Annotated in this window: 19 protein-coding genes; 11 read left to right on the top strand and 8 right to left on the bottom strand. The window is 53.6% G+C overall.

The features are described from left to right. Window positions 1-39: 39 nt before the first annotated feature. The 4 genes from HB631_RS14745 to pncB all read right to left on the bottom strand — a co-directional run bounded on the left by HB631_RS14745 (window position 40) and on the right by pncB (window position 5,656). Window positions 40-1,230 carry an amino acid aminotransferase gene (locus HB631_RS14745; RefSeq protein ID WP_213991932.1) on the bottom strand — a complete coding sequence of 397 codons (1,191 nt, stop codon included), beginning with the start codon at window positions 1,228-1,230 and terminating at the stop codon, window positions 40-42. 207 nt (window positions 1,231-1,437) lie between these two features. Further along, a complete protein-coding gene (gene ompF / locus HB631_RS14740; RefSeq protein WP_275955692.1) occupies window positions 1,438-2,550 on the bottom strand; it encodes a porin OmpF in 1,113 nt (370 codons plus the stop codon). 333 nt (window positions 2,551-2,883) lie between these two features. Further along, window positions 2,884-4,284 carry an asparagine--tRNA ligase gene (gene asnS / locus HB631_RS14735; protein WP_213991931.1) on the bottom strand — a complete coding sequence of 467 codons (1,401 nt, stop codon included), beginning with the start codon at window positions 4,282-4,284 and terminating at the stop codon, window positions 2,884-2,886. Between the two features lie 166 nt (window positions 4,285-4,450). Next, a complete protein-coding gene (gene pncB / locus HB631_RS14730; protein ID WP_213991930.1) occupies window positions 4,451-5,656 on the bottom strand; it encodes a nicotinate phosphoribosyltransferase in 1,206 nt (401 codons plus the stop codon). A 305-nt stretch (window positions 5,657-5,961) separates the two neighbouring features. Between pncB and pepN the strand changes: the two genes are divergently transcribed. The 4 genes from pepN to HB631_RS14710 all read left to right on the top strand — a co-directional run bounded on the left by pepN (window position 5,962) and on the right by HB631_RS14710 (window position 11,649). Then, window positions 5,962-8,583, top strand: a complete 2,622-nt coding sequence (gene pepN / locus HB631_RS14725) for an aminopeptidase N (RefSeq protein WP_213991929.1) — start codon at window positions 5,962-5,964, stop codon at window positions 8,581-8,583. A 361-nt stretch (window positions 8,584-8,944) separates the two neighbouring features. Continuing rightward, window positions 8,945-9,841: an EcsC family protein gene (locus HB631_RS14720; RefSeq protein ID WP_255557016.1), complete on the top strand. Its 897-nt coding sequence runs from the start codon at window positions 8,945-8,947 to the stop codon at window positions 9,839-9,841. A gap of 89 nt (window positions 9,842-9,930) precedes the next feature. Continuing rightward, complete coding sequence (gene pyrD, locus HB631_RS14715) at window positions 9,931-10,941, top strand: quinone-dependent dihydroorotate dehydrogenase (RefSeq protein ID WP_213991928.1); 1,011 nt, start codon at window positions 9,931-9,933, stop codon at window positions 10,939-10,941. A 159-nt stretch (window positions 10,942-11,100) separates the two neighbouring features. Further along, window positions 11,101-11,649 (top strand): cell division protein ZapC, encoded by a 549-nt coding sequence (locus tag HB631_RS14710; RefSeq protein ID WP_213991927.1) that lies wholly within the window; start codon window positions 11,101-11,103, stop codon window positions 11,647-11,649. 14 nt (window positions 11,650-11,663) lie between these two features. Here the strand turns inward: HB631_RS14710 and HB631_RS14705 are convergent, their stop codons facing one another. Continuing rightward, window positions 11,664-12,767, bottom strand: a complete 1,104-nt coding sequence (locus HB631_RS14705) for a YcbX family protein (RefSeq protein WP_213991926.1) — start codon at window positions 12,765-12,767, stop codon at window positions 11,664-11,666. Between the two features lie 104 nt (window positions 12,768-12,871). On the opposite strand from HB631_RS14705, the gene rlmKL reads away from it, so the two are divergent. From rlmKL to rmf, 6 genes are all read left to right on the top strand, one after another. Then, window positions 12,872-14,992: a bifunctional 23S rRNA (guanine(2069)-N(7))-methyltransferase RlmK/23S rRNA (guanine(2445)-N(2))-methyltransferase RlmL gene (gene rlmKL / locus HB631_RS14700; protein ID WP_213992084.1), complete on the top strand. Its 2,121-nt coding sequence runs from the start codon at window positions 12,872-12,874 to the stop codon at window positions 14,990-14,992. A 5-nt stretch (window positions 14,993-14,997) separates the two neighbouring features. Continuing rightward, window positions 14,998-16,911: an ABC transporter ATP-binding protein gene (locus HB631_RS14695; protein WP_213991925.1), complete on the top strand. Its 1,914-nt coding sequence runs from the start codon at window positions 14,998-15,000 to the stop codon at window positions 16,909-16,911. A 42-nt stretch (window positions 16,912-16,953) separates the two neighbouring features. After that, window positions 16,954-18,216 (top strand): membrane integrity-associated transporter subunit PqiA, encoded by a 1,263-nt coding sequence (gene pqiA / locus HB631_RS14690; protein ID WP_213991924.1) that lies wholly within the window; start codon window positions 16,954-16,956, stop codon window positions 18,214-18,216. After that, window positions 18,209-19,852 (top strand): intermembrane transport protein PqiB, encoded by a 1,644-nt coding sequence (gene pqiB / locus HB631_RS14685; RefSeq protein WP_213991923.1) that lies wholly within the window; start codon window positions 18,209-18,211, stop codon window positions 19,850-19,852. The genes pqiA and pqiB overlap by 8 nt, the downstream gene beginning before the upstream one ends. After that, complete coding sequence (pqiC, locus tag HB631_RS14680) at window positions 19,849-20,415, top strand: membrane integrity-associated transporter subunit PqiC (RefSeq protein ID WP_213991922.1); 567 nt, start codon at window positions 19,849-19,851, stop codon at window positions 20,413-20,415. Before pqiB ends, pqiC begins: the two co-directional genes overlap by 4 nt. 277 nt (window positions 20,416-20,692) lie before the next feature. Further along, on the top strand, window positions 20,693-20,860 hold the full coding sequence (gene rmf, locus HB631_RS14675) for a ribosome modulation factor (protein ID WP_213991921.1): 168 nt from the start codon (window positions 20,693-20,695) through the stop codon (window positions 20,858-20,860). 60 nt (window positions 20,861-20,920) lie between these two features. Here rmf and fabA read toward each other — a convergent pair whose 3' ends face one another. Next, window positions 20,921-21,439 carry a bifunctional 3-hydroxydecanoyl-ACP dehydratase/trans-2-decenoyl-ACP isomerase gene (gene fabA / locus HB631_RS14670; RefSeq protein ID WP_213991920.1) on the bottom strand — a complete coding sequence of 173 codons (519 nt, stop codon included), beginning with the start codon at window positions 21,437-21,439 and terminating at the stop codon, window positions 20,921-20,923. Between the two features lie 67 nt (window positions 21,440-21,506). Further along, window positions 21,507-23,258 carry a Lon protease family protein gene (locus HB631_RS14665; RefSeq protein WP_213991919.1) on the bottom strand — a complete coding sequence of 584 codons (1,752 nt, stop codon included), beginning with the start codon at window positions 23,256-23,258 and terminating at the stop codon, window positions 21,507-21,509. A 209-nt stretch (window positions 23,259-23,467) separates the two neighbouring features. Here HB631_RS14665 and matP point away from each other — a divergent pair, with 209 nt between their 5' ends. Next, the gene (matP, locus tag HB631_RS14660; protein WP_213991918.1) at window positions 23,468-23,923 is read left to right on the top strand and encodes a macrodomain Ter protein MatP; all 456 of its coding nucleotides are present in this window, start codon (window positions 23,468-23,470) and stop codon (window positions 23,921-23,923) included. Window positions 23,924-24,045: 122 nt separating this feature from the next. On the opposite strand, the gene ompA is transcribed toward matP, so the two are convergent. Further along, window positions 24,046-25,128: a porin OmpA gene (gene ompA / locus HB631_RS14655; protein WP_213991917.1), complete on the bottom strand. Its 1,083-nt coding sequence runs from the start codon at window positions 25,126-25,128 to the stop codon at window positions 24,046-24,048. Window positions 25,129-25,333 lie beyond the last annotated feature (205 nt).

Below are 25,333 nucleotides of genomic sequence, written 5' to 3'. Positions count from 1 at the left end.
TTGCACAAGACGGTTTTCTTATCAAGGTTTAAGACAAGCTTATAATACGGCAACAATGGCTTCGCACAATTGCGCCATATTGTCCGTGGTCATGCCCGCCACGTTCACCCGGCCGGAATTCACCGCGTAAACACCGAACTCATCCCGCAGCCGCAGTACCTGTTCCTTGGTCAGACCGCTGAACGAGAACATGCCGTTTTGCTGATTGATAAAGTCGAAATCCTGCTGCGCGCCTTTTTCCCGCAGCGTGCTGACGAACAGCTGGCGCATACGCTTGATGCGTTCGCGCATTCCGGTCAATTCCTGCTCCCACAACGCCCGCAGCGCGTCATTGCTTAAAATGGTCGCCACAATGGCGGCGCCGTGGGACGGCGGGTTGGAGTAGTTGGCACGAATACAGGACTTCAACTGGCTTAATACGCGGTCCGCGGCTTCGGCATCCGCCGCCACCAGGGTACATGCCCCCACCCGTTCGTTATAGAGGCCGAAGTTTTTGGAATAGGAGCTGGCGATAATCATTTCGCTGTGGTTTTCGGTAAAAATGCGCAGGCCCTGCGCATCTTCTTCCAGACCGCGGGCGAAACCCTGATAGGCAAAATCGAACAGCGGCAGCCAGCCCTTTTCCCGGGATAAATCCGCCAGAATGCGCCACTGGGCCTCGGTGGGATCGATGCCGGTAGGATTATGGCAGCAGCCGTGAAAAAGCACCACATCGCCGGCCTGGGCATTTTGCAGGCCCTTCAGCATGCCGTCAAAATCCAGGGTATGATGAGTCGCGTCATAATAAGCATATTCAGCCACGCCCAGACCGGCGGAGGCGAAAACGCCTTTATGGTTCGGCCAGGTGGGGGTGCTGATCCAGATACGTTTCACGGCGGTGTTTTTTGCCAGGAAATCGGCGGCCACCCTCAGCCCGCCGGTGCCTCCCGGCGTTTGCGCGGTGCGGGCGCGTTTAGCGCTAATTATCGGGCTGTCGGCGCCGAATAACAGAACCTGGGTACATTGTCCGAAGGCCGCCAAGCCGTCGATACCGAGATAATTTTTGGTGGTTTCGCTGTCCAGCAATATTTGTTCGGCTTTTTTTACGCTGGTGAGCACCGGCGTTTGGCCGGTTTCGTCTTTATAGACGCCGATACCTAAATTGATTTTGTTCGGACGCGGGTCGGCACGGAAAAGATCAAGCAAGCCGAGAATCGGATCGGCAGGAGCTAAAGGAATATTATCAAACATTTTGAAGGGTTCCACGGGGTAACGAACAGTGAGCACAACGTGCTATCAGGTTACCGCCAGAAAATCCCTTTGCCAACAGTTTGCATGAAAAATCCCTCTGTTTATCCCCGGTATATCGGTAATCTGATAAAAAAGAAGGCAGGGGGAAACCCTGCCTTCGATATCTCAGCTCAGGACATCATATGCCCATGAGAAGTTGGCGTTAACTTAGAACTGGTACACTATACCCAGAGCAACGGTGTCGCCTGTGGAAATGCCCAGTTTGTTGTTGTCATCAAGGGCGTTGATGATGTAGTCAACGTAGGTGGACATGTTTTTATTGAAGTAGTAAGTCGCGCCAAGTTCGTAGTATTTGAGCACATCAACGTCGCCAATACCTTCAACATCTTTCGCTTTGGACTGGCCGTAAGCAATGGACGGACGCAGACCGAAATCGAACTGGTACTGGGCCACGATCAGGATGTCCTGGGTCTTGTTGGCAAAACCGGTCAGGTTATCGCCGGCGGCATCGGTCTGAAGGTTATTAGATATCCAGGTTGAGTTACGGGTTTCGCCGTAGGTGGCAGCCAGGTAGATATTGTTGGCGTCATATTTCAGAGAGGTCGCCCACTGTTCGGCACGGTCGCCGCCGCCATAAAAAGTGGAAGTCTGAGAATTGGTACGGTCGGAAGAGGCATAAGCACCTACGATACCCACGCCGATGGGGGAAACGTAAGAAATTGAACCGCCGTAGCCGTCGCCGTTGGAACGATGCGGGTCATCGGAACGATCGTTTTTACCCTGGTATTGCAGGGCGAAATCCAGGCCGTTGGCCAGACCAAAGAAATTGGTATTACGATAGGTAGCTACGCCGCCGGTACGGCCAACCATGAAGTTATCGGTGTATGCGGTATCCCCACCGAATTCCGGCAACATATCGGTCCAGCCCAGGGCGTCGTAAACCACACCGTAGTTACGGCCATAATCGATTGAACCCGCGTCGGCAAATTTCAAACCGGCAAAGCCCAAACGAGTCTTGGTACCGTTAAGATGGTCTGCGCCACCTTCACTGTCGTTTGCAGCGATCTGGTATTCCCATTGGCCGTAACCGGTCAATTGGTCATTGATTTGGGTTTCGCCCTTGAAGCCAAGACGGGCATAAGATTCGTCGCCGTCACCAGCGAAACCGCCATCGTTATCACTGGAGAAGTAGTGCAGGCCGTCCAAACGTCCGTACAGGTCCAGTTTGTTGCCATCTTTGTTATAGATCTCGGCCGCATTTACTGCGCCCGCGGCCAACAAAGCCGGAATTACAAATGCAAGAATAGTGCGCTTCATCATTATTACCCTCATGGTTTTATTTGGACACCTGCCACTGCCGCTAATATTTTCTTACAGAACTAATAGTTTCGACATGAACTATAAATTCTGGTGAAACATTAATGAGAGTTTGGTGTCTTTCTGTGTCTGCACGCAGTGTTCCATTCACAGACATGTTAATCCACACCGAATATGCTACAAAGGTCGCAATAATGTTTCAGTGGGCAACAGAGTATTGCAAAATGTAAATATGAGGGAACTTTGTGAGAGAACTCTAACTTTAAATTAAAAAGGCCAGCAATGCTGGCCTCGATGACTTTATATATATGTTTTTCTTATATTTAATGAAGAAATTTAGAAATTCGCATTACGCGGGCTGCGGGGGAACGGAATCACATCACGAATATTTTGCATTCCTGTGACATAAACAACCAATCGTTCGAAACCTAACCCGAAACCTGAATGTGGCACGGTGCCGTATCGGCGCAGATCACGATACCACCAATAATCTTCTTTGTTCAAATTCATTTCAGCCAAACGCTGGTCCAATCGATCGAGACGTTCTTCACGCTGCGAACCGCCGATGATTTCGCCGATGCCCGGCGCCAGGACATCCATGGCGGCCACCGTTTTGCCATCGTCGTTCATGCGCATATAAAAGGCTTTGATATCTTTCGGGTAATTTTTGACCACCACCGGCGCATGGAAATGTTTTTCCGCCAGATAACGTTCATGTTCCGACGAAAGATCGATGCCCCAGGAAACTGGATTTTCAAAACTCTGCCCGGATGCCTGAAGAATGCTAACCGCCTCGGTATAATCCACCTGGGCAAAATCAGAGGCGATAAACTGTTGCAGACGGGTAATGGCCTCTTTGTCCACGCGGTCGGCGAAAAATTGCATATCGTCGGCACGTTCGGTCAGTACCGCCTTGAAGACATATTTCAGCAGATCTTCGGCCAGCGCGGCGATATCATTCAGATTAGCGAAAGCCACTTCCGGTTCCATCATCCAAAATTCCGCCAGGTGGCGGGTGGTATTGGAATTCTCCGCCCGGAAAGTGGGGCCGAAGGTATAAACTTTGGACAACGCGCAGGCATAGGTTTCGGCATTCAATTGGCCGGAAACCGTCAGAAAGGCCTCTTTACCGAAAAAATCCTCGTCAAAATTGACTTTGCCCTGGGCATCGCGTGGCAAGTTTTCAACATCCAGCGTGGAAACCCGGAACATTTCACCCGCGCCTTCGGCATCCGAAGCGGTAATCAGGGGAGTGGACACCCAAAAAAATCCCCGTTCGTGCATGAAACGGTGAATGGCCTGTGCCAGGGTATTACGCACTCGGGCCACCGCCCCAATCATATTGGTGCGGGGACGCAGATGCGCCACCTCGCGCAGATATTCGACACTGTGCCGTTTCGCCGCCATCGGATAGGTATCCGGGTCGTCCACCCAGCCCAGCACCTCGACTTTTTCCGCCTGGATTTCAAAACGCTGTCCGCCGCCCAAAGATTCAACCACCCGGCCGGTTACCGCCACCGAGCAGCCGGTGGTCAGACGTAAAACATCGGTTTTATAATTCGGCAAAGTATTATTTATGACCGCCTGTAATGGATCAAAGCAGGAACCGTCGTAAACGGCAAGAAAGGAGATACCGGCTTTTGAATCTCTCCGGGTACGCACCCAACCCTGTACAGTGACTTCACTGTCAGCTGGCATGCGCCCATGCAGTACGTCGACTACAGGCACTACGCTCATAAAATACTCCCTTAACTTAGGTGATTTGAAATAGGTCATCATCGCCGATGCGAAGGGTTAATATGTTACTTGGCGGACGGAAGGACACAAGCGAAATACACCTTTTAGCCATAGAATTTGAATTCCGGCCTGTGGCTCGCGCCGGAAATAACCCCGGCGCAATCATTCAACTGGCTTTTTTAACCTGTGGTATATCGAATGCCTTACGCAGCGCCCTGACAAAGGCTTTATCGTGGCACATGGTTTTGCCGGGGCTATCGGACAATTTGGCGACGGGTTTGCCGTTGCACTCCACCAGTTTGATCACGATATTAAGGGGCTTGACGCCGGGGATGTCGCAGGTAAGACGGGTACCGATACCGAAGACCAGATTTACCCGCTGCCAGAAATGGCGATATAACTTCAGCGCCTGATCAAAGTCGAGGCTGTCGGAGAAAACAAGGGTTTTGGTCAGCGGATCGATGCCCAGCTTCTGGTAATGGACGATGGCTTTTTCGCCCCATTCCACGGGATCGCCCGAGTCGTGGCGAAGTCCCTGGTAACGCTTGGCGAATTCCGCGCCGAAATCGCGCAAAAAGGCATCCATGGTAATGCAATCGGTCAACGCGATGCCCAATTGATCCGGGTATTCATCCAGCCAGGCTTGCAATGCGGCGCGTTGGCTGGTGGCCAGCTCCGGGCTGATTTGCTGGTGGGCCTGGAACCATTCATGGGCCTGCGTCCCCACCGGCGTCAAGGATAAGCGTCTGGCCATATCGTAATTACTGGTGCCGATCAGATAGGGAAAATCCTGTTTCAATTCGCCGATCACATCATACTGCACCTGGCGTGAAAAGCGCCGGCGGGTGCCGAAATCCATCAGCTTGAAATGGGAGATATCCACATCCCGGCTGGCTTCACGAAAATGCTGCAGTTTTTGCCGCAGTTGCACCAGCGCCATGTCACGGAGATTACAGGGAGAACGATGGTGGTGCACCACTTCGCTTATCACCGCCAGTAACGGCACTTCCCACAAGATCACTTCCCGCCAGGGGCCGGTGATGCGGATGTCCAGTTTACCGTGATGATTTCGTATCCTGACCTGCCGGGGATCAAAACGAAACGATTGCAACCAGGTCAGATAATCCTGCTGGAAAAACGGCAGTCCGGCCAGATAGTTCAACTCCTGGTCGGTGAGGGCCAGGTCGCGCATCATTTCAATCTGCGCGCTGATATCGCCGGCATACTCACCCAATAAATCGTCCCCGCGGCAACGGAATTCAGCGGCGACGATGACATCATGGTATCGGTGATATACCGCCTGCTGCATATGCAGCTTATAGGCATCGGTATCGAGTATCGACGATAAAATCGGCTTAGTGGCTAAATTCATGGTGCGTTACAGCATCCTCTTACGACGCATAATCACAGTCGGCAAAATGGCGAAACGACTGAAGTGTACCCGGGGTTTCTTATAAGTGTAGGCACATCAAATCATAGATTGCGTAATAACGTCGAGGCTTAAACGTGCCGTTCCGGCGGAAAAGGCCAGTTTGGAAATCGGCAAAGTCCATGGTATTGCTTCCTTTTTACCCGTTCTAAGGCATTTTGATAAATGCGTTCGTTTACAATGGCAACATAGCCTTAACAGGAATAGACTTATTCGGAGAAATCTATGACGATGCCAAAAGGTTAATTATGACTCAGCAGCCGCAAGCAAAATACCGCCATGATTATCGTGCGCCGGATTATACCATTACCGATATCAGCCTGGAATTTGAACTCAATGCCGAAACCACCACGGTGACGGCGGTCAGTAAAGTGGTCCGTCACGGTCAACCGGGTGCGCCCCTGTTGTTGAACGGCGAAGATCTTCAACTGCTTGTCATCCGCGTCGACGGTCGCGAGTGGTCGCATTACCGCCAGGAATACCCGGGGCTTATCATTGAACAGTTGCCGGAGGCGTTTACATTGACCATTGTCAATGTCATCCATCCGGCGGAAAATTCCGCCCTGGAAGGACTCTATCTCTCGGGCGACGCCCTGTGTACCCAGTGCGAAGCGGAAGGTTTTCGCCATATTACCTATTATCTCGACCGCCCCGATGTATTGGCGCGTTTCACCACGCGAATCACGGCGGACAAAACCCGTTACCCCTTTTTATTGTCCAACGGCAATTTGATTGATAAAGGCGATAACGCCGATGGCCGCCATTGGGTGGTCTGGCAAGACCCTTTCCCTAAACCTTGTTATCTGTTTGCCCTGGTGGCCGGCGATTTCGACGTACTGCGCGACGCCTTTACCACCCGGTCGGGGCGGGAAGTGGCGCTGGAGCTGTTCGTGGATCGCGGCAACCTGGATCGCGCCGGCTGGGCCATGACCTCGTTGAAAAACGCTATGCGCTGGGACGAGACCCGCTTCGGCCTGGAATATGACCTTGACATCTATATGGTGGTCGCCGTCGATTTCTTCAACATGGGGGCGATGGAAAATAAAGGCCTGAACGTTTTCAATTCCAAATATGTCCTGGCCAGGGCGCAGACCGCCACCGATAACGATTATCTCAATATTGAGCGGGTTATCGGCCACGAGTATTTCCATAACTGGACCGGCAACCGCATTACCTGTCGCGACTGGTTCCAGCTCAGCCTTAAAGAGGGGCTGACGGTTTTCCGCGATCAGGAGTTCAGCGCCGATCTCGGTTCGCGCGCGGTGAATCGTATCGGCAATGTCCGGGTAATGCGCGGCTCGCAGTTCGCCGAGGATGCAAGCCCCATGGCCCATCCGATTCGTCCGGACAAGGTTATAGAGATGAATAACTTCTATACCCTGACCGTGTATGAGAAAGGGGCGGAAGTGATTCGTATGATGCATACGCTGCTGGGAGAGGAGAAATTCCAGGCGGGTATGCGGCTTTATGTTAAGCGTCATGACGGCAGCGCCGCCACCTGCGATGATTTCGTCGATTCCATGGAACAGGCGTCCGGTGTCGATCTGACCTTGTTCCGCCGCTGGTATGGTCAATCCGGCACCCCGGTGCTCACGGTGCGCGACGATTACAATCCCGAGCTGCGCCAATATCAACTGCATGTGAGCCAGATAACGCCGCCCACCGCCGAACAAAAGGAAAAGCTGCCGTTACATATTCCGCTGAATATTGAACTCTACGATGTGGAGGGCCGGGTCATTCCGCTTCAGCGCGAGGGCAGTCCGGTCAATAACGTGTTGAATGTGACCGAAGCGGTGCAGACCTTTATTTTCGACGACGTGCCGTCATTGCCGATTCCCTCGCTGCTGCGGGGTTTTTCCGCGCCGGTGAAGCTGGATTACCCCTATGGGGATCAGCAACTGGCGTCATTGATGCGTTTTGCCACCGACGAATTCTCCCGTTGGGATGCGGCGCAAAGCCTGCTTTCCATTTATATTCGCCTTAACGTGGCGCGCTTTAGCCAGGGGCAGCCGCTGACATTGCCCCTGCATGTCGCCGACGCCTTCCGGGGCATATTGCTCGATCCCGGACTCGATCCGGCCCTGGCCGCTCAAATTCTGACTCTGCCCGGTGAAAATGAGATGGCGGAGCTGTTTGATATCATCGATCCCACCGCCATCCACGCGGTGCATGAAGCCTTGATTCGCTGTCTGGCTACGGAGCTTTCTGACGAATTACTGGCGGTTTATCACGCCAACAAAACGCCGATATACCGGGTGGAGCAGCAGGATATCGGCAAGCGTGCGCTGCGTAATATTTGCCTGTTCTATCTGGCGTTCGGTGAACACGATCAGGCGGTGGTGCTGACCACCCAACAGTATCACCAGGCCGATAATATGACCGACATGCTGGCAGCCCTCGCCGCCGCCGTGGCGGCGCAACTGCCTTGTCAGGCAACGCTGCTGGCGGATTTTGACGAGCATTGGCATCATGACGGCCTGGTGATGGACAAGTGGTTTACCCTGCAGGCCACCAGCCCGGCCGGCGATGCCCTGAGCCAGGTCAAAATCCTGTTGACGCACCGTTCTTTCAGCCTGAACAATCCCAACCGCATACGCGCATTGGTAGGCGCCTTTAGCGCCGGAAACCCGTCGGCGTTCCATGCCGCCGACGGCAGCGGCTATCGGTTCCTGGCGGAGATCCTGATTGAACTGAATACCCGTAACCCGCAGGTGGCTTCCCGGCTTATCGAACCGCTGATTCGTTTGCAGCGTTACGACGCGTCGCGCCAGACGTTAATGCGCCAGGCGCTGGCCACATTGCAGGCGTTGCCGAATTTGTCCGGCGATCTCTACGAGAAAATCACCAAGGCTTTGGTTACGCAAAGTTAAAGAAGCAAGCGCCACATGGCGCGGTAAATCCCGCTATCACCGAGGCAAGAATCCGGCGTGTTAAGGGAAACCGTGCCAATGTGGCCGAATCGGCCATCCATGGCAGGTGTTGATCTTTTTTTGCGCAGCCTCTCCAATATTTCGCAGCCCTTTTTGCCTCGCGACGCTCTTTTCCCCCATGATACGAAAACGGGGCCGGCCCGGTATGCATCCCGTTTATTACACAGATTTCGTGAATATGACGGGTGGTCTCACATATCGCAAAATGGGGGGAAGCATGATGATTCCGGGTCATTACGAGCAACAGGCCATGCTTGAAATACAGCATTGGAAAAATCCTCCGGCAGGAAATTTTAGTATAATGCTGAACATTATTAACAAGCCGCTGGACTTGCTTGGGGATGCTATTTTACACACGCCTGGCATCGGTCGTGTATTGCAGGGCGTTATCTGCGCCCTTAGCGGCGTTTGCAACGATATCGCGCAATTAAGCGTCAGGCCGCAGGCCATTCTTGAAGAATTTCGCCACGACGGATGGCACGGCGTTGAATGCCTTGGGGATATTGGCGCCTTGCCGCTGGCAAGCATTGATAAAACGGTGGGCTGCCTGGCGGCCAAATATAAGGGACTGGCCTTGGCGGAAGGCATGGGGGCAGGGCTTGCCGGGATCGCGGGGCTGGCGCTGGATATTCCGTCGCTGATTACGCTCAATCTGCGGGCTGTCGGCGAATATGCCACTTATTACGGCTTCGATATTCATCAGCAGGAAGAGAAGTTATTTGCCTTACAGATTATAGGCCTGGTTTCTTCACCCACCGACGCCGCAAAAAATATCGCCATGGCGCAGCTGATGGCAATAGCCGGGGACGTCGCCAAAAAAAGAACCTGGCACCAATTGGAAAAGCATGCCCTGGTGAAAATTATCCAGGAAATAGCCAAAACGCTGGGTATCCGTTTAACCAAGGCCAAACTGGCGCAAACATTGCCGATTGTCGGGGCGGCAGTGGGCGGCGGTTACAACGTCTATTTCACTACCCGGGTGTGTGATGCAGCCTATTATTTATACCGGGAACGTTTTCTTTCACTTAAATTCAGGCCACGGATTATTGCTGTCGCCGTCAGGCCGGCCGAAAGGTTGCAAGGTCCCGCCGGGGAGCTCGCGCTGGTAAATTATAGCCCCGCAGACCCCTGCGATCGCGCATTCCGCCCCGACCGGGCACTTTGTCAACAAGCCCCTTTATTGATCTCTCGTGGATAATGTGCTTTTTTTTGCCCCGTTCAATTTCATTTCCCCCGGAGATGCCCGATAATACCGCCCCGGTTGCAACCGGGATATCAGGAGACGTTATGTTTTACCCCCTCATTAAACAGGCGCTGTTTCAGCTCGATCCGGAACGCGCTCACGAATTCACATTTCAGCAGCTGCGCCGCATTACCGGCACACCTTTGGTTCATTTGGTGCGCCAATCGGTACCGACTAAAACGGTTAATTGCATGGGCATCGCGTTTAAAAATCCGCTGGGTCTGGCAGCCGGACTGGATAAAGACGGCGACTGCATCGATGCGCTCGGCGCCATGGGGTTTGGTTTTATCGAGGTCGGCACGGTGACGCCGCGTCCGCAGCCCGGCAACGATAAACCGCGCCTGTTTCGCCTGGTGGCGGCCGAAGGTCTGATTAATCGGATGGGGTTTAACAATAAGGGCGTTGACTATCTGGTTGAAAACGTTAAAAAATCACATTATGACGGTGTGCTGGGCATTAATATCGGCAAAAATAAAGTCACGCCGGTAGAGCAGGGTAAAGATGATTATCTTTATTGTATGGAGAGAATATATCCCTACGCGGGATACATCGCGATTAATATCTCTTCCCCTAACACCCCTGGGCTGCGGACGTTACAATTCGGCGAGGCGCTGGACTCGCTATTGCTGGCCATAAAAAATAAACAGACTGAATTACACCAGTATCATCATAAATATGTACCGGTGGCGGTGAAAATAGCTCCCGACCTGACGGATGAAGAACTGGCACAAGTGGCCGATAGCTTGGTTCGCCATAATATCGACGGTGTGATTGCCACCAATACCACCGTCGGTCGGGATTTGGTCCAGGGTTTGGAACATTGCAACCAAACCGGCGGATTGAGCGGCCGGCCACTGCAATCACGCAGCACGGAAGTGATACGGCGCCTGGCTCTGGAATTAAATGGCAAATTACCGATTATCGGTGTGGGCGGCATTGACTCTTTGGTGGCGGCACGGGAAAAAATAGCAGCCGGCGCCTCCCTGATTCAAATATATTCTGGCTTCATTTTTCACGGTCCGCAGCTGATTAAAGATATTCTTACTCATATTTGACACTTTTTAGCGATTTAATGGCCTTTGGGGTTTATTTATTCCTTAGGCTCGTTTATCTTTTATCTAGTTGCTGTTCATGGTTTGGTGGATTTAATTTCCAAACCCCAAAGGATGACCAGATATTGCTTAAGCGATTGCGACGTGATGAAAGGATTGAATATGAAATTCACACCCGGCGATAATTGGCGTTGGTTCTTCGATGCCGAGCACGATCGGATGATGCTGGATCTCGCCGACGGTATGTTATTCCGTTCTCGCTTCTGCGCTAAAATGCTGATTCCCGATGCTTTCAGCGAGTCGGTATTTTGCGTGGATGACGCCGCCTTGTATTATACCTTCGCCGAAAAATGCCGCGGGCTGCCGTTAAAAGAAGATCAGCGCGCCGAGCTTGTTCTCAACGCGTTGGTGGCGCTGCGCTTCTTGAAACCCCTGATGCCGAAGAGCTGGCATTTTCTGCCGCAGTCAACGCCATCGGACTGGCAGCCGGTCACCGGTGAGGATGTCCTGGTGCGGCTGCAGGAAAACGGCGAATATGCCCGAATGCTGGTGGCTGAAGCGGGGGATAACGCCAGTTTGTGCGTGTTGGCCCAGCCGCAATTGAATGTGGCGTCGCGGCAAATGGTATTGGGCGACGTCATTAAAATCATGCATGACCGGCTGATGCCTTATCCGCAGCAGGATGAAATCCACTACGCCGCCGCGGTTTGATTCTCTTCAGGTCTTTAAGCCAGGCGGATATCGGTCTTGGGCATGCAGCTGCAGGTCAATATCTTGCCCGGCTCGCTCACCGCGCTGGCGGTCAACGGGGTCACTTCTCCCGCCAGCAGTTGGACTTTGCAGGTTCCACACAGACCGGCCCTGCAGGAATAGGGTATGCGTATGTTCTGCTGTTCCAATTGCTCCAGCAACACCTGCCGATTGTTACCGGTGAACGATTGTCCCCGGTAGTCAATGGTGATGCTGTGTTCTCCCTCCGCCGGGGCTGGGTAGGTTTCCATGGCCTGGCTGCCCTTGTAGGGTCGGGGCGGCTGTTCCGACAGTATCTCCACCTTGTCGCCCACCCGGATAATGCCGCTGCCGCGGGCCAATAGATTTTGACCGAAATCCACGTCGCCGTTATCGGCGGTCCGGTAACTTTGTAATGTGCGCAACGGTTCGGCGGCGGGATGCTTGCGGCCCTGCTCAACGCTGACGGTGGTCAATATGCAACGGCCGCAGGGTTTCGCCACCTCAAACTGCACGTCGCCGACCTTCAGGGTGCGCCAGCGATCTTCGGCATAGGGCTCGGCGCCGGTCACCACCAGGTTCGGCCGGAATTGCGAAAGCTTGATGCCGGCGGGGCAGCGCCGCTGTAAATCACCGAAAGAGGCTTCGCTTATCAACAGGTAAGGATAACCGTCGGCAAACGACAATGATACCTGTGGGTGGGTTTTTACCCGGCGGTGGCTACTGGCGCCGGTCCAGCGTAACTGGATCGGATGACCTATATATCCGCTCAGCCAGTTATTGATGGCCTCCGGGGCGATATAGGCGGTAAAATGATTGCCCCAGACCTCGGTTGGGTGCGGGTCGGCGGTAAAATCCTCATAACAGGCCATGGCGCTTTGCCCGTCCGGTGCGTTAATATGCAACCCGTTTTGTACCATCACCGGTGTGAACAGGACCATTTGCGGATATTGCCGGGCGGTAATAAAGGTGCCGTCCGTTTCGGTCAGCATGAATGTCCGGTCCCCCGCCAGTCCCTCAGCGCGCACCAGTGCGTGCGAGAGCTGCAAACCACGCATCGATTTAACCGGATGAATATATAATCGCGATACACTTACCATACTTTGCCTCCCTGCCGGACGACTCTGTTGGGCCAACTTTATGACAATGGGTCGGGATTAGCTATAATGCGCAACGAAATTCTTTTCTGATGATAAGCGACATGATGAATGCACTCTTTGCCAGTACGGCACAAGGTTTGGAAGAACTGTTAAAAAGCGAGCTGGAAGCACTGGGTGCCCTGGAATGTAAAATCGCCCTGGGGGGCGTGCATTTTCGCGGGGACCTCCGGCTGCTGTATCAGAGCCTTCTTTGGAGCCGTCTGGCTTCACGCATTTTATTGCCGCTTAACGAATTTGAGGTGAAAAGCGATGTCTCCCTCTATGAGGGCGTGCGGGATATTGACTGGACGGCGATTTTTCCGGTGGAGAAAAGCTTTGCGGTGCACTTTAGCGGTACCAACGACGCTATCCGCAACAGTCAGTACGGCACCTTAAAAGTCAAAGACGCCATTGTCGATCAGTTTACCGAGGCGATGCAGCGCCGGCCGGATGTGGCCAAACAACAGCCGGATATCCGGGTGCAGGTTTTCCTGCACCGGGATCGCGCCATTGTGTCGCTGGATCTCAGCGGCGGCGGGCTGCACCAGCGCGGTTATCGCGACGGCGCCGGGCAGGCGCCGCTGAAAGAAAACCTGGCCGCCGCCATCGTCCTGCGTTCAGGCTGGCAAGTGGGCACGCCGATGGCGGATCCCATGTGCGGTTCCGGTACGTTGCTGATTGAGGCGGCCCTGATGGCGGCGGATCACGCGCCCGGGCTGCTGCGTCGGCAGTGGGGGTTCGATGCGTGGCTCGCCCATGACGAAACGTTATGGCGGGAGGTGCTGGCGCAGGCACGGGAGCGCGCGCGTCTCGGCCTGGCGCAGGCGGCACCGGTCTTTTTTGGATCGGACAATGATGCCAGGGTGCTGGAAAAAGCCCGTGCCAATGCCCGCCACGCCGGCATCGCCGAGTTGATCTCGTTTTCGGTGAATGATGTCGCCAACCTGGTGAATCCCCTGCCGGAAGGTCCGGTGGGTACCCTGGTGAGCAATCCGCCTTATGGCGAGCGTCTGGAGAGTGAACCGGCGCTTATCGCCCTGTATAATCAGCTCGGCCGGGTAGCGAAAAGCCACTTCGGCGGCTGGCGCCTCTCGCTGTTCAGCGCCTCGCCGGCCTTGTTAAGCGCGCTGCAGCTTCGCGCGGAGCGGACTTTCAAAGCCAGGAACGGACCGCTGGAGTGCGAGCAGAAAAATTATTTGCTGGCCGAGGCGCCGAGCGTTATGGCTTCCCGCGGTATCGCGGAGGATTTTGCCAATCGGCTGCGTAAAAATATCCGCGGCCTTGAAAAATGGGCCGCCCGGGAGCATCTCGATTGCTACCGGCTCTACGATGCCGATCTGCCGGAATACAACGTGGCTATCGATCGCTACAGTTCCTGGGTAGTGATTCAGGAGTACGTGGCGCCGAAAACCATCGACCCGGAACGGGCGCGCCAGCGGTTGTACGACGCCATTTCCGCTACCCTTGCGGTAACCGGGATCCCCGCCGGACAGCTTGTTGTTAAAGCGCGCGAGCGGCAGAAGGGCAAAAACCAGTATGAGAAGCTGGCGCAAAAAGGCGAGTTTCTGCTGGTGGATGAATATGACGCCAGGCTATGGGTGAATCTTACCGACTATCTGGATACCGGCGTGTTCCTCGACCATCGCATCGCCCGTAAAATGCTGGGGGAAATGAGCCGCGGCAAAGATTTCCTCAACCTGTTCGCCTACACCGGCACCGCCAGCGTTCATGCCGGTATCGGCGGCGCCCGCAGCACCACCTCGGTGGATATGTCCCGCACCTATCTCGAGTGGGCGGAGAAAAATCTGCGCGGCAATGGTCTGACGGGCAAGCAGCATCGCCTGATCCAGGCGGATTGCCTTTCCTGGCTGCAACTCTCCCAGGAAACCTTCGATGTGATTTTTATCGATCCGCCGACATTTTCCAATTCCAAACGCATGTCGGAGAGCTTCGACGTGCAACGTGACCACCTGCTGTTAATGCAAGATCTGAAAAGATTGCTCAGGCCGGGCGGTACGATAATGTTTTCCAACAACAAACGCGGTTTCCAATTGGATGCCGAGGGTTTACAGGCTTTGGGTCTGGTCGCGGAGTCCATTACCGAGCGTACGCGTTCGCCGGACTTTGCCCGGAATCGCCATATACATAATTGCTGGCTGATAAGCCATGCCGATCGGGATCAATAAACACCATGTCATTAATCAGTCTTTCCGGCGCCTGGTTGTCCTTTAGCGACGCTCCGCTGCTGGATAATACCGAGCTACACGTTGAACGCAACGAACGCGTCTGCCTGGTGGGGCGCAACGGCGCCGGCAAATCCACCCTATTAAAAATTCTCAGCCGCGAAGTGCCGCTGGATGACGGGCAGCTTATTTTTGAACAGGATACGGTAGTTGCCCGCTTGCAGCAGGATCCGCCGCGCAATGTCACCGGCACCGTTTACGATTTTGTGGCCGAAGGGGTGCAGGCACAGGCGGAAATTCTCAAAGCCTATCACACCATATCCCATCTGGTGGAGCGGGATCCCAGCGATAAAAACCTGATGGAGATGGGCAGGCTGCAGGAAATGCTGGATCATCAAAATTTGTGGCATCTGGATAAACGCATCAGCGAGGTGCTCGAACAGCTGGGCCTGGTTGCCGATACCGAATTATCGGCGCTCTCCGGGGGCTGGCTGCGTAAAGCGGCGCTGGGAAGGGCCCTGGTCTGCGATCCGCACGTCCTGCTGCTGGATGAACCCACCAACCATTTGGATATCGAAACCATCGACTGGCTGGAAACGTTCCTGAAAAGTTTCTCCGGCAGCATCATCTTTATTTCCCATGACCGTTCGTTTATTCGCAGTATGGCGACGCGGATTGTCGATCTGGACCGCGGCAAGCTGGTTTCATGGCCGGGTAACTACGATAAATATCTGGCGGGAAAAGAGGACGAGCTGCGGGTGCAGGAACAGCAGAACGCTGAATTCGATCGTAAACTGGCGCAGGAGGAAGTCTGGATCCGCCAGGGCATCAAAGCTCGCCGCACCCGTAACGAAGGGCGCGTTCGGGCATTGAAAGCCTTGCGTCAGGAAAGAAACGAGCGGCGGGAAGTGCAGGGCACCGCCAAAATGCAGGTGGAAGAAGCCAACCGCTCCGGCAAGATTATCTTCGAGCTGGAGGATGTCAGCTACCGGCTGCCGGAAAAAGTCTTGGTCAGTCATTTCAGTACCCAGGTATTGCGCGGGGACAAGATTGCCCTGATTGGTCCGAACGGCTGCGGTAAAACCACCTTGCTCAAACTGATGCTCGGTCAGTTGGAAGCGGACAGCGGCCGTATCCAGCAGGGCACCAAGCTGGAAGTGGCCTATTTCGACCAGCATCGCGCCGAACTGGATCCCGAACGTACGGTCATGGACAACCTGGCTGAAGGTAAACAGGAAGTCATGGTTAACGGCCGTTCCCGCCATGTGCTGGGCTACCTGCAAGACTTTTTGTTTCATCCTAAACGCGCGATGACCCCGGTGAAAGCCTTGTCGGGCGGCGAGCGCAATCGGTTATTACTGGCTAAACTCTTTTTGAATCCCAGCAATCTGTTGATTCTCGATGAACCCACCAATGACCTGGATGTGGAAACGCTGGAGCTGCTCGAAGAGATGATTGACGGCTATCAGGGCACCGTTTTGCTGGTGAGCCATGACCGGCAGTTCGTGGATAATTCGGTTACCGAATGCTGGATATTCGAAGGCGACGGCGTGATAAGCAGCTATGTCGGCGGCTATTTCGATGCTCAGGAACAGCGTCGCAACCGGCGCGCGCTGCGTATCGCCCCCGCAGCGGCGATCGAGAAGGCCGCGGCTATAGCTCCGAAGAATCAGGGGCCGAAACAGATCAATAAATTGAGTTACAACCTGCAGCGCGAGCTTGAGGCATTACCGCAGCATATCGAGCGTTTGGAACAGGAAGTAGGAGATTTACAGGCGCAAATCGCCTCACCGGATTTTTTCAGCCAATCCCATGAGACCACCCAGGCGGTATTAGCCGCCATGGCCGCCGCGGAACAGGCGCAAGAGCAAGCGTTTGCCCGTTGGGAAGAGCTTGAGGCGCTGAAAAACAGCAAGGGTTAGGGCCAAGGGAGAATTCGAACAACGCCATCCAAGGGGGATTGCATGTGTTCTGCTGTTCATGAAACGCGATACGTTCTTTGCCCGCATTGTGATTTATTGATTACGCTGCCTGAACTGAAGGATGGACAAAAGAGCGTCTGTCCGCGCTGTAAAAATACACTGATGAGCCGTTGGGACAATCCCCGACTGCAGCCGGTGGTATTTGCCATCAGCGCCTTGATTATGCTGGTGTTGGCTAATCTGTTCCCGTTTGTGAATATGAAAGTGTCCGGCCTTGGCAATCAAATCTCCTTGCCGGTCATTCCCCAGGTCATGGTGGTGGATCACTTCTCCATCCTGGCATTTTTGTTCATGCTGTTTGTGCAGGTGATTCCCGCTCTATGCATGGTAAGCATTATTTTATTATGTTTGCAGGTCCATTTATCCTTCAGGACGCGGGCTTTTTTGGCGAAAATGCTTTTCGCCATGCGCACATGGGGAATGGCGGAAATCTTCCTGGCGGGGGTACTGGTCAGCTTCGTTAAATTGATGGCCTACGGCGATATCGGGGTTGGCCTCAGCTTTTTGCCGTTCTGTTTATTTTGCATGCTGCAGCAGCGGGCCTTTCAATGTATCGACCGGCGATGGTTATGGGACAATATCATGCCGATGGCCTCGCCGGTCACCACCTACAAAGTCGGCACCAGCGGCCTGTCGCAAAACATCCGCGCCTGCCCTTGTTGCACACTGATCGTTCCCGCCGAGCGACCGATCTGTCCGCGTTGCCGCACCCGCGGCCACCCGCGGCGGCTGAACAGCCTGCAATGGACCCTGGCACTGCTGATCACGTCGATACTGTTATATATTCCGGCTAATATCCTGCCGATCATGATAACCGAAGGCCTGGGCAGCAGGCTGAATTCGACGATCATCGCCGGGGTCATTTTGCTGTGGGACGACGGCTCCTATCCGGTGGCGCTGGTCATTTTCATCGCCAGTATCATGGTGCCGATCCTGAAAATGATTGCGCTTTGCTGGCTGTGTTGGGATGCCCGGGGACATGGCAAAACCGACAGCGAGCGGATGCATAAGATTTACGAAATGGTTGAGTTCGTCGGACGCTGGTCGATGATTGACGTCTTTGTTATCGCGGTACTGTCGGGCCTGGTGAGAATGGGCCAATTGATGAGTATCAGGCCGGGTATCGGGGTGGTGCTATTTGCCATGGTGGTAATGATAACCATGGTGGCCGCCCATACCTTCGATCCGCGCCTGCTTTGGGACCGAGTGGAGAAAAGCATGCAAAAGGAGTCTACCGTTGACTGAAAATAACTATAACGTCGCCGATATCGAGAAAATCAAACGCTGGTCGCCGGTGTGGATTATCCCCATCGTGACGATCCTTATCGGTGCCTGGATCCTATATTATCATTTCAGTCATCAAGGTAAGGTCATTACGCTTGTCACCACCAGCGCCGAAGGCATTGAAGCCGGTAAAACCGCGATTAAAAGCCGCAGCGTGGACGTGGGCACCGTGGAAAGCGTGATGCTAAGCGATAATTTGCAACAGGTTGAAATCAAAGCGCGCATCAACAACGGCATGGAAAAGCTCCTGCGCCGCGACTCCGCTTTCTGGGTGGTTAAACCACAAATCGGGCGGGAGGGCGTTTCGGGGCTGGGCACGTTGTTATCAGGCGCCTATATCCAGCTGCAGCCCGGAACCGGCGAGCAGAATGCCACTAAATTTACCCTGTTGGATACACCGCCCTTGGCCTCGCCGGATGCCAAGGGCATTCGCGTGGAATTAGACAGCCAGCAATCCGGACAGTTGACTGCCGGCGACCCGGTGCTGTTCCGGGGCTTTCGTGTCGGCACGGTTCAAACCAGTAATTTCGATCCCCAAAGCCGTAAAATGCGCTATCAGTTATTTATCGATGCGCCCTACGATAGCCTGGTGACGAACAATGTCCGTTTCTGGAAAGACAGCGGCGTGACCTTCGATATGTCGGCGCAGGGCATGCGGGTTGAAATGGGCTCTCTGACGACCCTATTCAGCGGCGGCGTCAGCTTTGATGTCCCCACCGGCTGGGATCTTGGTGATAAAGCCCATGAATATCAGGCGTTCCAGCTATTTGATAACAAAAATACCATTGCGGATTCCCTTTACACCGTACATAAGGACTACCTGCTGCTGTTCAACGATACCATCCGCGGCCTGCAACCGGGCGCACCGGTGGAATTCCGCGGCATACGTTTAGGTACCGTGGCCGAGGTGCCGTTCTTTACTACCGCCACCGATCAAACCATCAATGATAATTATCAGGTTCCGGTGTTGATCCGTATCGAACCGGATCGGTTTGTCAGCAAGCTGGGGGGGAATTTTGATATAAACGCGCGTTTGCAGCAGGCGGAAGGCCACGGCCTGCGCGCGGCGTTGAAAAGCGCCAATTTGCTCACCGGTTCGCTGTATGTTGATTTGGATTTTTATCCGCAGGCAAAACCCTGGACCGGAGTGAAACAGATCAACGGCTATCAGGTGTTACCCACCACCAGCGCCGGATTGGCGCAAATCCAGCAAAAGCTGATGACCACCTTGGATAAAATAAATAATCTGCCTCTCGACCCCATGATTAACGAGGCGACCCGGACTTTGGCGCAAAGCCAGTCAACACTGCGTGAACTGCAGCAGACGTTAAAATCGGTCAACACCCTGACTCAAAGCCCGGCTATGCAGCAGCTTCCACAGAATATGCAACAGACGTTGCGTGAGCTGAATACCAGCATGAAGGGCTTCCAGCCCGGCTCTGCGGCGTATAACAAGATGGTGGATAATCTGCAGCGCCTGGATCAAGTGCTGCGTGAGCTTCAGCCGGTGTTGCGTACGCTGAACAATAAGAGTAACGCATTGGTCTTCGAGGCCGATAAGGGCAACGATCCAACGCCTAAGAGGGCTAAGAAATGAGAAAAGGGATTCTAATGGCGGCGCTGCTTTTATTGGTGGCCTGCAGCAGCACCGGCGATAAACGTTACTACCAATTGCCGATAGGGACGGATGCCGCCCCCTTACTGGCGTCACCACGGGCTGCTACAAGCCATCTGTGGCTTTCCCGTATCAACCTTTCGGATTACCTGGCGGGTAATGGCGTGGTTTATCAAACCAGTGATGTACAGTATGTCACCGCCGGCAATAATTTATGGGCCAGCCCGCTGGAACAGCAATTGCAGCAAGCCATGTTGGCCAATTTAAATAACGCGCTGCCCGGCACGCTGGTATCCGCCAGTCAGGCTCCCGGGGAACAGGACCAATTGGAAGTGGATGTGACCGGCTTTCACGGTCGTTATGACGGCAAGGTGGTTATCCGCGGCGAATGGCGGCTCACCCATAACGGCACTGTGAGCCGGTTCCCCATTAATATGATACTGACACAGGATAAGGACGGCTACGACGCCTTGGTCAGGACGCTGGCGCAAGGATGGCAACAGGTGTGTCAACATATCGCAAAGCAAATAACCGCCATGGGGTAATAACGAATTGTTCTAAAGCATCGGCCCTTATGCCCCACCCGGACGAAGACATCTGAAAAAGGGCATGCTTCTTTTTTTTATCATAGGGTTACCCTACCGGTAGCCCGGCCTGACAGGCTAAAAATATCGTCATTATGCCTAATTGTCATGACGTTTATGTGAATTGTTGCATTGATCTCCAGCCCATTTATCGCTAAAGATAAAGTGTAACCACCTCCCAGTGGTTATCGTTTTCTTACCATTTTCTTTCCACCAGACAAGATGAGGAAAACATGGCATGAAGAGACAAAAACGAGATCGCCTCGAACGTGCACATTCGCGTGGCTATCAGGCAGGATTATCCGGACGATCCAGCGAAATATGTCCATATCAATCCTTGGATGCACGGTCTCACTGGTTGGGAGGTTGGCGAAAGGCCATGGAGGACAGGTCGGTTACCGTATGATCGGTTTGTCAGTAAAGGGATTGACCTCCGCATTCAGCGGAGGTTTGATTTCAAGCGGCATTAAAATGACGTGGTGTCTTTAAACAGTCCGACTTTCAAATCGCTGGCGGTATAAATAACCTGTCCGTCGCACAGCACTTCACCATCCGCCAGGCCCATCACTAAACGACGGTTCACCACACGGCGGAAGTGAATACGATAGGTGACTTTTTTTGCGGTAGGCAGGATCTGGCCGGTAAACTTCACTTCACCCACACCCAACGCGCGACCCTTACCCTCGCCGCCCAGCCAGCCGAGATAGAAGCCCACCAATTGCCACATGGCGTCCAATCCCAGGCAGCCCGGCATCACCGGGTCGCCAATAAAATGGCAGCCGAAGAACCACATATCCGGATGAATATCCAATTCGGCTTCCACATAGCCTTTATTATGGCTACCGCCGTCTTCGGTCATTTTAACCACCCGGTCCATCATCAGCATATTCGGCGCGGGCAGCTGCGGGCCCTCTTTACCGAAAAGTTCTCCGCGACTTGAGGCAAGCAGGTCTTCTCTTGTATAGGATTCGCGTTTATCTAGCATATTTATTCAAACCTTTATAAATGAATCACGCACGTTAACTCACCACCCGTACCCGGCACAACCCCGGCTAACTCTGGTTAAACCAGTTCAGCCAACGAAATCCCCAGGGTAAGCGTAGACGTTCGTGCTGATTGATATAAGCGATACGCTCGCGTATTGAAGCAATCAAATTGGGTTTCTGCTCGTGATCGTAAGGTATCCCGGTCAGCAATTCCAACGCCTCATCAATAGTCTCCACCGGCCAGATATGGAATTGTTCATCCCTTACCGCTTCGACCAACTCTTCATGCAGGCATAAATGGCGCACATTGGCGGCGGGCATAATCACGCCGTGGGTTCCTTCGAGCCCACGGTTTCGGCACAGGGCAAAAAAGCCCTCTATTTTTTCGTTTACACCGCCGATAGGTTGCACCCGGCCGAATTGATCCACCGAACCGGTAACCGCGATCCGCTGAACAATCGGCTTGCCGGACAATGCGCTGATAAGCGCGCTGAGCTCAGCCAGCGAGGCGCTGTCGCCATCCACTTCACCATAAGACTGCTCAAACACCAGCGACGCGGAGAAGGGCAGTTGCTGATCCAGCTCCAGCGACGCCATAAGAAACGCCTGCATGATCATCATGCCTTTGGCATGAAGATTTCCGCCCAATTCGGCTTTACGTTCCACATCGTTTACTTCCCCATCACCCAGATGCACCACGCAGCTGATACGCGAAGGCTCGCCGAACGGCAGCGGGTGGCCGGGGAAATCCATTACCGACAATGCATTCACCTGACCTATCATTGCGCCGTCGGTTTCCACCATGATTTGCCCTTCGGCAATCTCATCCTGCATGCGCTCCGTCAGGTAGCTTTCACGCCAGATGCGGGTGCGGTTGCTGTTATACAGCGCCTGATCGTTAATCGCATCCTGCTCGGCATACTGCGCCGCTTCTTTTATGCGTCGGGTTAACCATTGCGGACACAGGGGCAACTGGTACTGATCGCCGCTATAGCGGACCGCCTGGCGGATCAACTCCGGCCAGGCCTCCACGGCCAGCGGCGGCATCGATTGCGCTTGCACTAAACCATTTACGTAGTCACACCAGTTTTGCATATCTTCCGTTTGGGTGACCTTCAGCTCGGACTCGAACTCACCGTACAACGCCAGCTTGGTCAGACCGGGTTCGAGGTCGTTCAAATCCGCCAGCGATTCACGATCGCCGATGACGATTAAACGGAGATCCAACGGCATCGACGGGATCGAAACCGGCAACGGACGGGTTTCATCCAGCGCCAGCCAGTCAAAACGCTGCTGCAAAATCATCTGTTTAAGACGCAGCCACATAAGCGGCTGACTCACCAGGGCACTGGCGCCCAACATCAGCACTCCGCCATTGGCTTCGTGGATTTTACCCGGTTGCAAATCGATGATGTCGCGATAATTCCTGACACAGCCGAACAGCTGCTCGTTCTCAATCCATGGCTGGTAAACGCACTTGCCACGGCCGGCAAAATTATCGTCAGGCGTGGCGGCCGCCTGCATCTTCACTTCATGGCCGGCGATGGTATAGCGGCTGCCCACCAGCGGCTTATCTTCAGGCAACGCGTCGTCCACCATCCCCGAAATGAGCTGCAAATACTCTTCGTCCTCCTGCGCGGTGATCAGCATAAAACGGCTGGGGGTCTTGGGATGGCAAAATTGAATCAGGCCGTCCATCAAACGCATCTGCAACGATTCCAGGGGTGCAGAAAGGGGCTGGTAGGGCTGGGCAAATACCGCCGTAAAAGGCGAAAGATCTGGAACTAAATATTTCCATTCTAATTGTTTAATGGTCAAGGTATTCGGTAACGTCGCTATTCAGGGAAACGTAGATTATACAAGAATTTCAGTCTCTGGGCTTCATGCATCTTTCATTGAACGAATATTCTGAAGGGATCCCAATTTGACATGTCTGAAAATCAGTCAAAATATGACGTCCGTAGGGGAATTATGCGGAAAAACTGTTATTATCCAGGTAACGTTACACGGTCACGGGTGCATGTACCATGAAATATCAGCAACTCGAAAATCTGGAAAGCGGATGGAAGTGGACGTATCTCATCAAAAAACACCGTGAGGGCGAGCGCATTACCCGTCACGAAGAAAACAGCGCCGCCGAGGAAGCGGTGGACTCGCTGATGCAATTCGAGCATCAGCCCGAGAACATTCTCCTGTGGATTCGGGATAATATGAATCCAGCGCTTGAAAACCGGATGAAGCAAACCATCCGAGCACGCCGTAAGCGGCATTTCAATGCTGAACATCAGCATACCCGCAAAAAATCCATCGACCTTGAATATCTGGTTTGGCAACGTCTGGCTGCTTTGGCGCAACGGCGGGGTAATACCTTATCGGAAACCATCGTGAATCTGTTGGAAGATGCCGAGCGCAAAGAGAAATACGCCAGCCAGATGTCCTCCCTGAAGCAGGATCTGAAAGCTATCCTTGGTGAGGATCGTTAAGCTCCCGAAACGTGTTCTATCGCCTTTAAGTCGGGCGGTAAGTCAGAGTCCGTATGTTCATCCAGGCATAAAAAAACCCCGCATGGCGGGGTTTTTGCAATCGGTTAAGAATGGTTAAAAACTTAAGACTGCGGCTGTGTAACGACTTCTTTGTAGCCCTTCACTTCGATCTCTACGCGACGATCCGGTGCCAGGCAAGTAATCAAAGCAGCACGGCCCTTCACGTTATCGCAAGTATTGCCGGTGACAGGGTTGGATTTACCCATACCACGTGCGGAAATCTTGTCGGACGGGATACCCTTGGAAATCAGGTAAGTCACGACGCTTTGCGCACGAGCCTGAGACAGTTTCAAGTTATACTGTTCTGAACCGATACGGTCGGTATAGCCCAGGACAACAACGGAACCGTCTTTAGGATCCAAGGAGCTCAACTGGGAATACAGTTGATCCAGGGCCTGTTGACCTTCCGGCTTCAGAGTGGACTTGTTGAAGTTGAACAGTACGTCTGAACGCAGGGTGAAGTGCTTGGTCTGCACAACCGGAGCCGGTGCCGGAGCAGCCGGAGTCACGACTGGAGCCGGGGTACCCTGGCCGAAGCGGTAAGAAACGCCCACGCTCAGCATGCCGTTATCAGGACGCGCGCCAACAGTGCTGGCGTCACCGATATTGTTGACCCACTGATAATCAAGACGGGTTGCCCAGTCCTGGGTTATAGCGTATTCGAAACCGATGGCGGCCATCGGCGAAACACCGGTGTCGTTATCGCTCAGACGACCGTTAGAGCCGTTGTTGTAGTTGGCTTTGGCATCAGCACGCCAAACCATGCCACCCAAACGGGTGTAGATATCCAAATCATCGGTCAGCGGATAGCTCAATTTAGCAGCCAGGGAAACACCCTGTGCTTTGAACGCACCGTTGTTGACGCTGCCCTTATAAGGCATGCGGCCCAGCCAGTCATAGCCCAGTTCAAACCCTAAATACGGATTTGCCTGATAACCGAGAAAAGCACCAGCGCCCAATTGGCTGTTGTGGGTAGGACCGTTGCCGATACTGCTGTTATAACCGTTGCCGTAAAAACCGGTGTCATGGTACTGGGACCAACCCAATTTACCACCTGTGTACCAGGTGTTATCTTGAGGAGCGGCTTGCGCTACGGTTGCGAAACCCGCCAATGCCACTGCAAGTGCGATAGCTGTCTTTTTCATTCTTTGCGCCTCGTTATCATCCAAATAGGCAATGAGCTCTTAAAGCTAATTTAAAAATTCCATTGCCAGAGTCAGTGCTCCGCGTTTGTACACCGCCATTCAACAGGCGTTATAGAGCAACCCTGGCGAATTAAAGTCTACAACGAAGTGGGAAACTTACAAGTAAGATGTAGTAAGCCGCTAATAAAAAACAGCGTTTCGTGTA

The organism is Sodalis sp. dw_96 (genome assembly GCF_018449575.1).
Taxonomy (GTDB): Bacteria; Pseudomonadota; Gammaproteobacteria; order Enterobacterales; family Enterobacteriaceae; genus Acerihabitans.
The sequence above is the reverse complement of the archived record's forward strand: the minus strand, read 5'-3'. Positions and strand labels throughout refer to the sequence as shown.

Excerpts from the sequence above, each read along its gene's own strand:
- HB631_RS14745 (WP_213991932.1), bottom strand. The coding sequence starts at position 1,230 with ATGTTTGATAATATTCCTTTAGCTCCTGCCGATCCGATTCTCGGCTTG.
- pqiA (WP_213991924.1), top strand. The coding sequence starts at position 16,954 with ATGTGTTCTGCTGTTCATGAAACGCGATACGTTCTTTGCCCGCATTGT.
- HB631_RS14705 (WP_213991926.1), bottom strand. The coding sequence starts at position 12,767 with ATGGTAAGTGTATCGCGATTATATATTCATCCGGTTAAATCGATGCGT.
- HB631_RS14720 (WP_255557016.1), top strand. The coding sequence starts at position 8,945 with ATGCTGAACATTATTAACAAGCCGCTGGACTTGCTTGGGGATGCTATT.
- pepN (WP_213991929.1), top strand. The coding sequence starts at position 5,962 with ATGACTCAGCAGCCGCAAGCAAAATACCGCCATGATTATCGTGCGCCG.
- pncB (WP_213991930.1), bottom strand. The coding sequence starts at position 5,656 with ATGAATTTAGCCACTAAGCCGATTTTATCGTCGATACTCGATACCGAT.
- HB631_RS14695 (WP_213991925.1), top strand. The coding sequence starts at position 14,998 with ATGTCATTAATCAGTCTTTCCGGCGCCTGGTTGTCCTTTAGCGACGCT.
- asnS (WP_213991931.1), bottom strand. The coding sequence starts at position 4,284 with ATGAGCGTAGTGCCTGTAGTCGACGTACTGCATGGGCGCATGCCAGCT.
- HB631_RS14710 (WP_213991927.1), top strand. The coding sequence starts at position 11,101 with ATGAAATTCACACCCGGCGATAATTGGCGTTGGTTCTTCGATGCCGAG.
- pqiC (WP_213991922.1), top strand. The coding sequence starts at position 19,849 with ATGAGAAAAGGGATTCTAATGGCGGCGCTGCTTTTATTGGTGGCCTGC.
- rmf (WP_213991921.1), top strand. The coding sequence starts at position 20,693 with ATGAAGAGACAAAAACGAGATCGCCTCGAACGTGCACATTCGCGTGGC.
- ompF (WP_275955692.1), bottom strand. The coding sequence starts at position 2,550 with ATGATGAAGCGCACTATTCTTGCATTTGTAATTCCGGCTTTGTTGGCC.
- fabA (WP_213991920.1), bottom strand. The coding sequence starts at position 21,439 with ATGCTAGATAAACGCGAATCCTATACAAGAGAAGACCTGCTTGCCTCA.
- rlmKL (WP_213992084.1), top strand. The coding sequence starts at position 12,872 with ATGAATGCACTCTTTGCCAGTACGGCACAAGGTTTGGAAGAACTGTTA.
- pyrD (WP_213991928.1), top strand. The coding sequence starts at position 9,931 with ATGTTTTACCCCCTCATTAAACAGGCGCTGTTTCAGCTCGATCCGGAA.
- ompA (WP_213991917.1), bottom strand. The coding sequence starts at position 25,128 with ATGAAAAAGACAGCTATCGCACTTGCAGTGGCATTGGCGGGTTTCGCA.
- matP (WP_213991918.1), top strand. The coding sequence starts at position 23,468 with ATGAAATATCAGCAACTCGAAAATCTGGAAAGCGGATGGAAGTGGACG.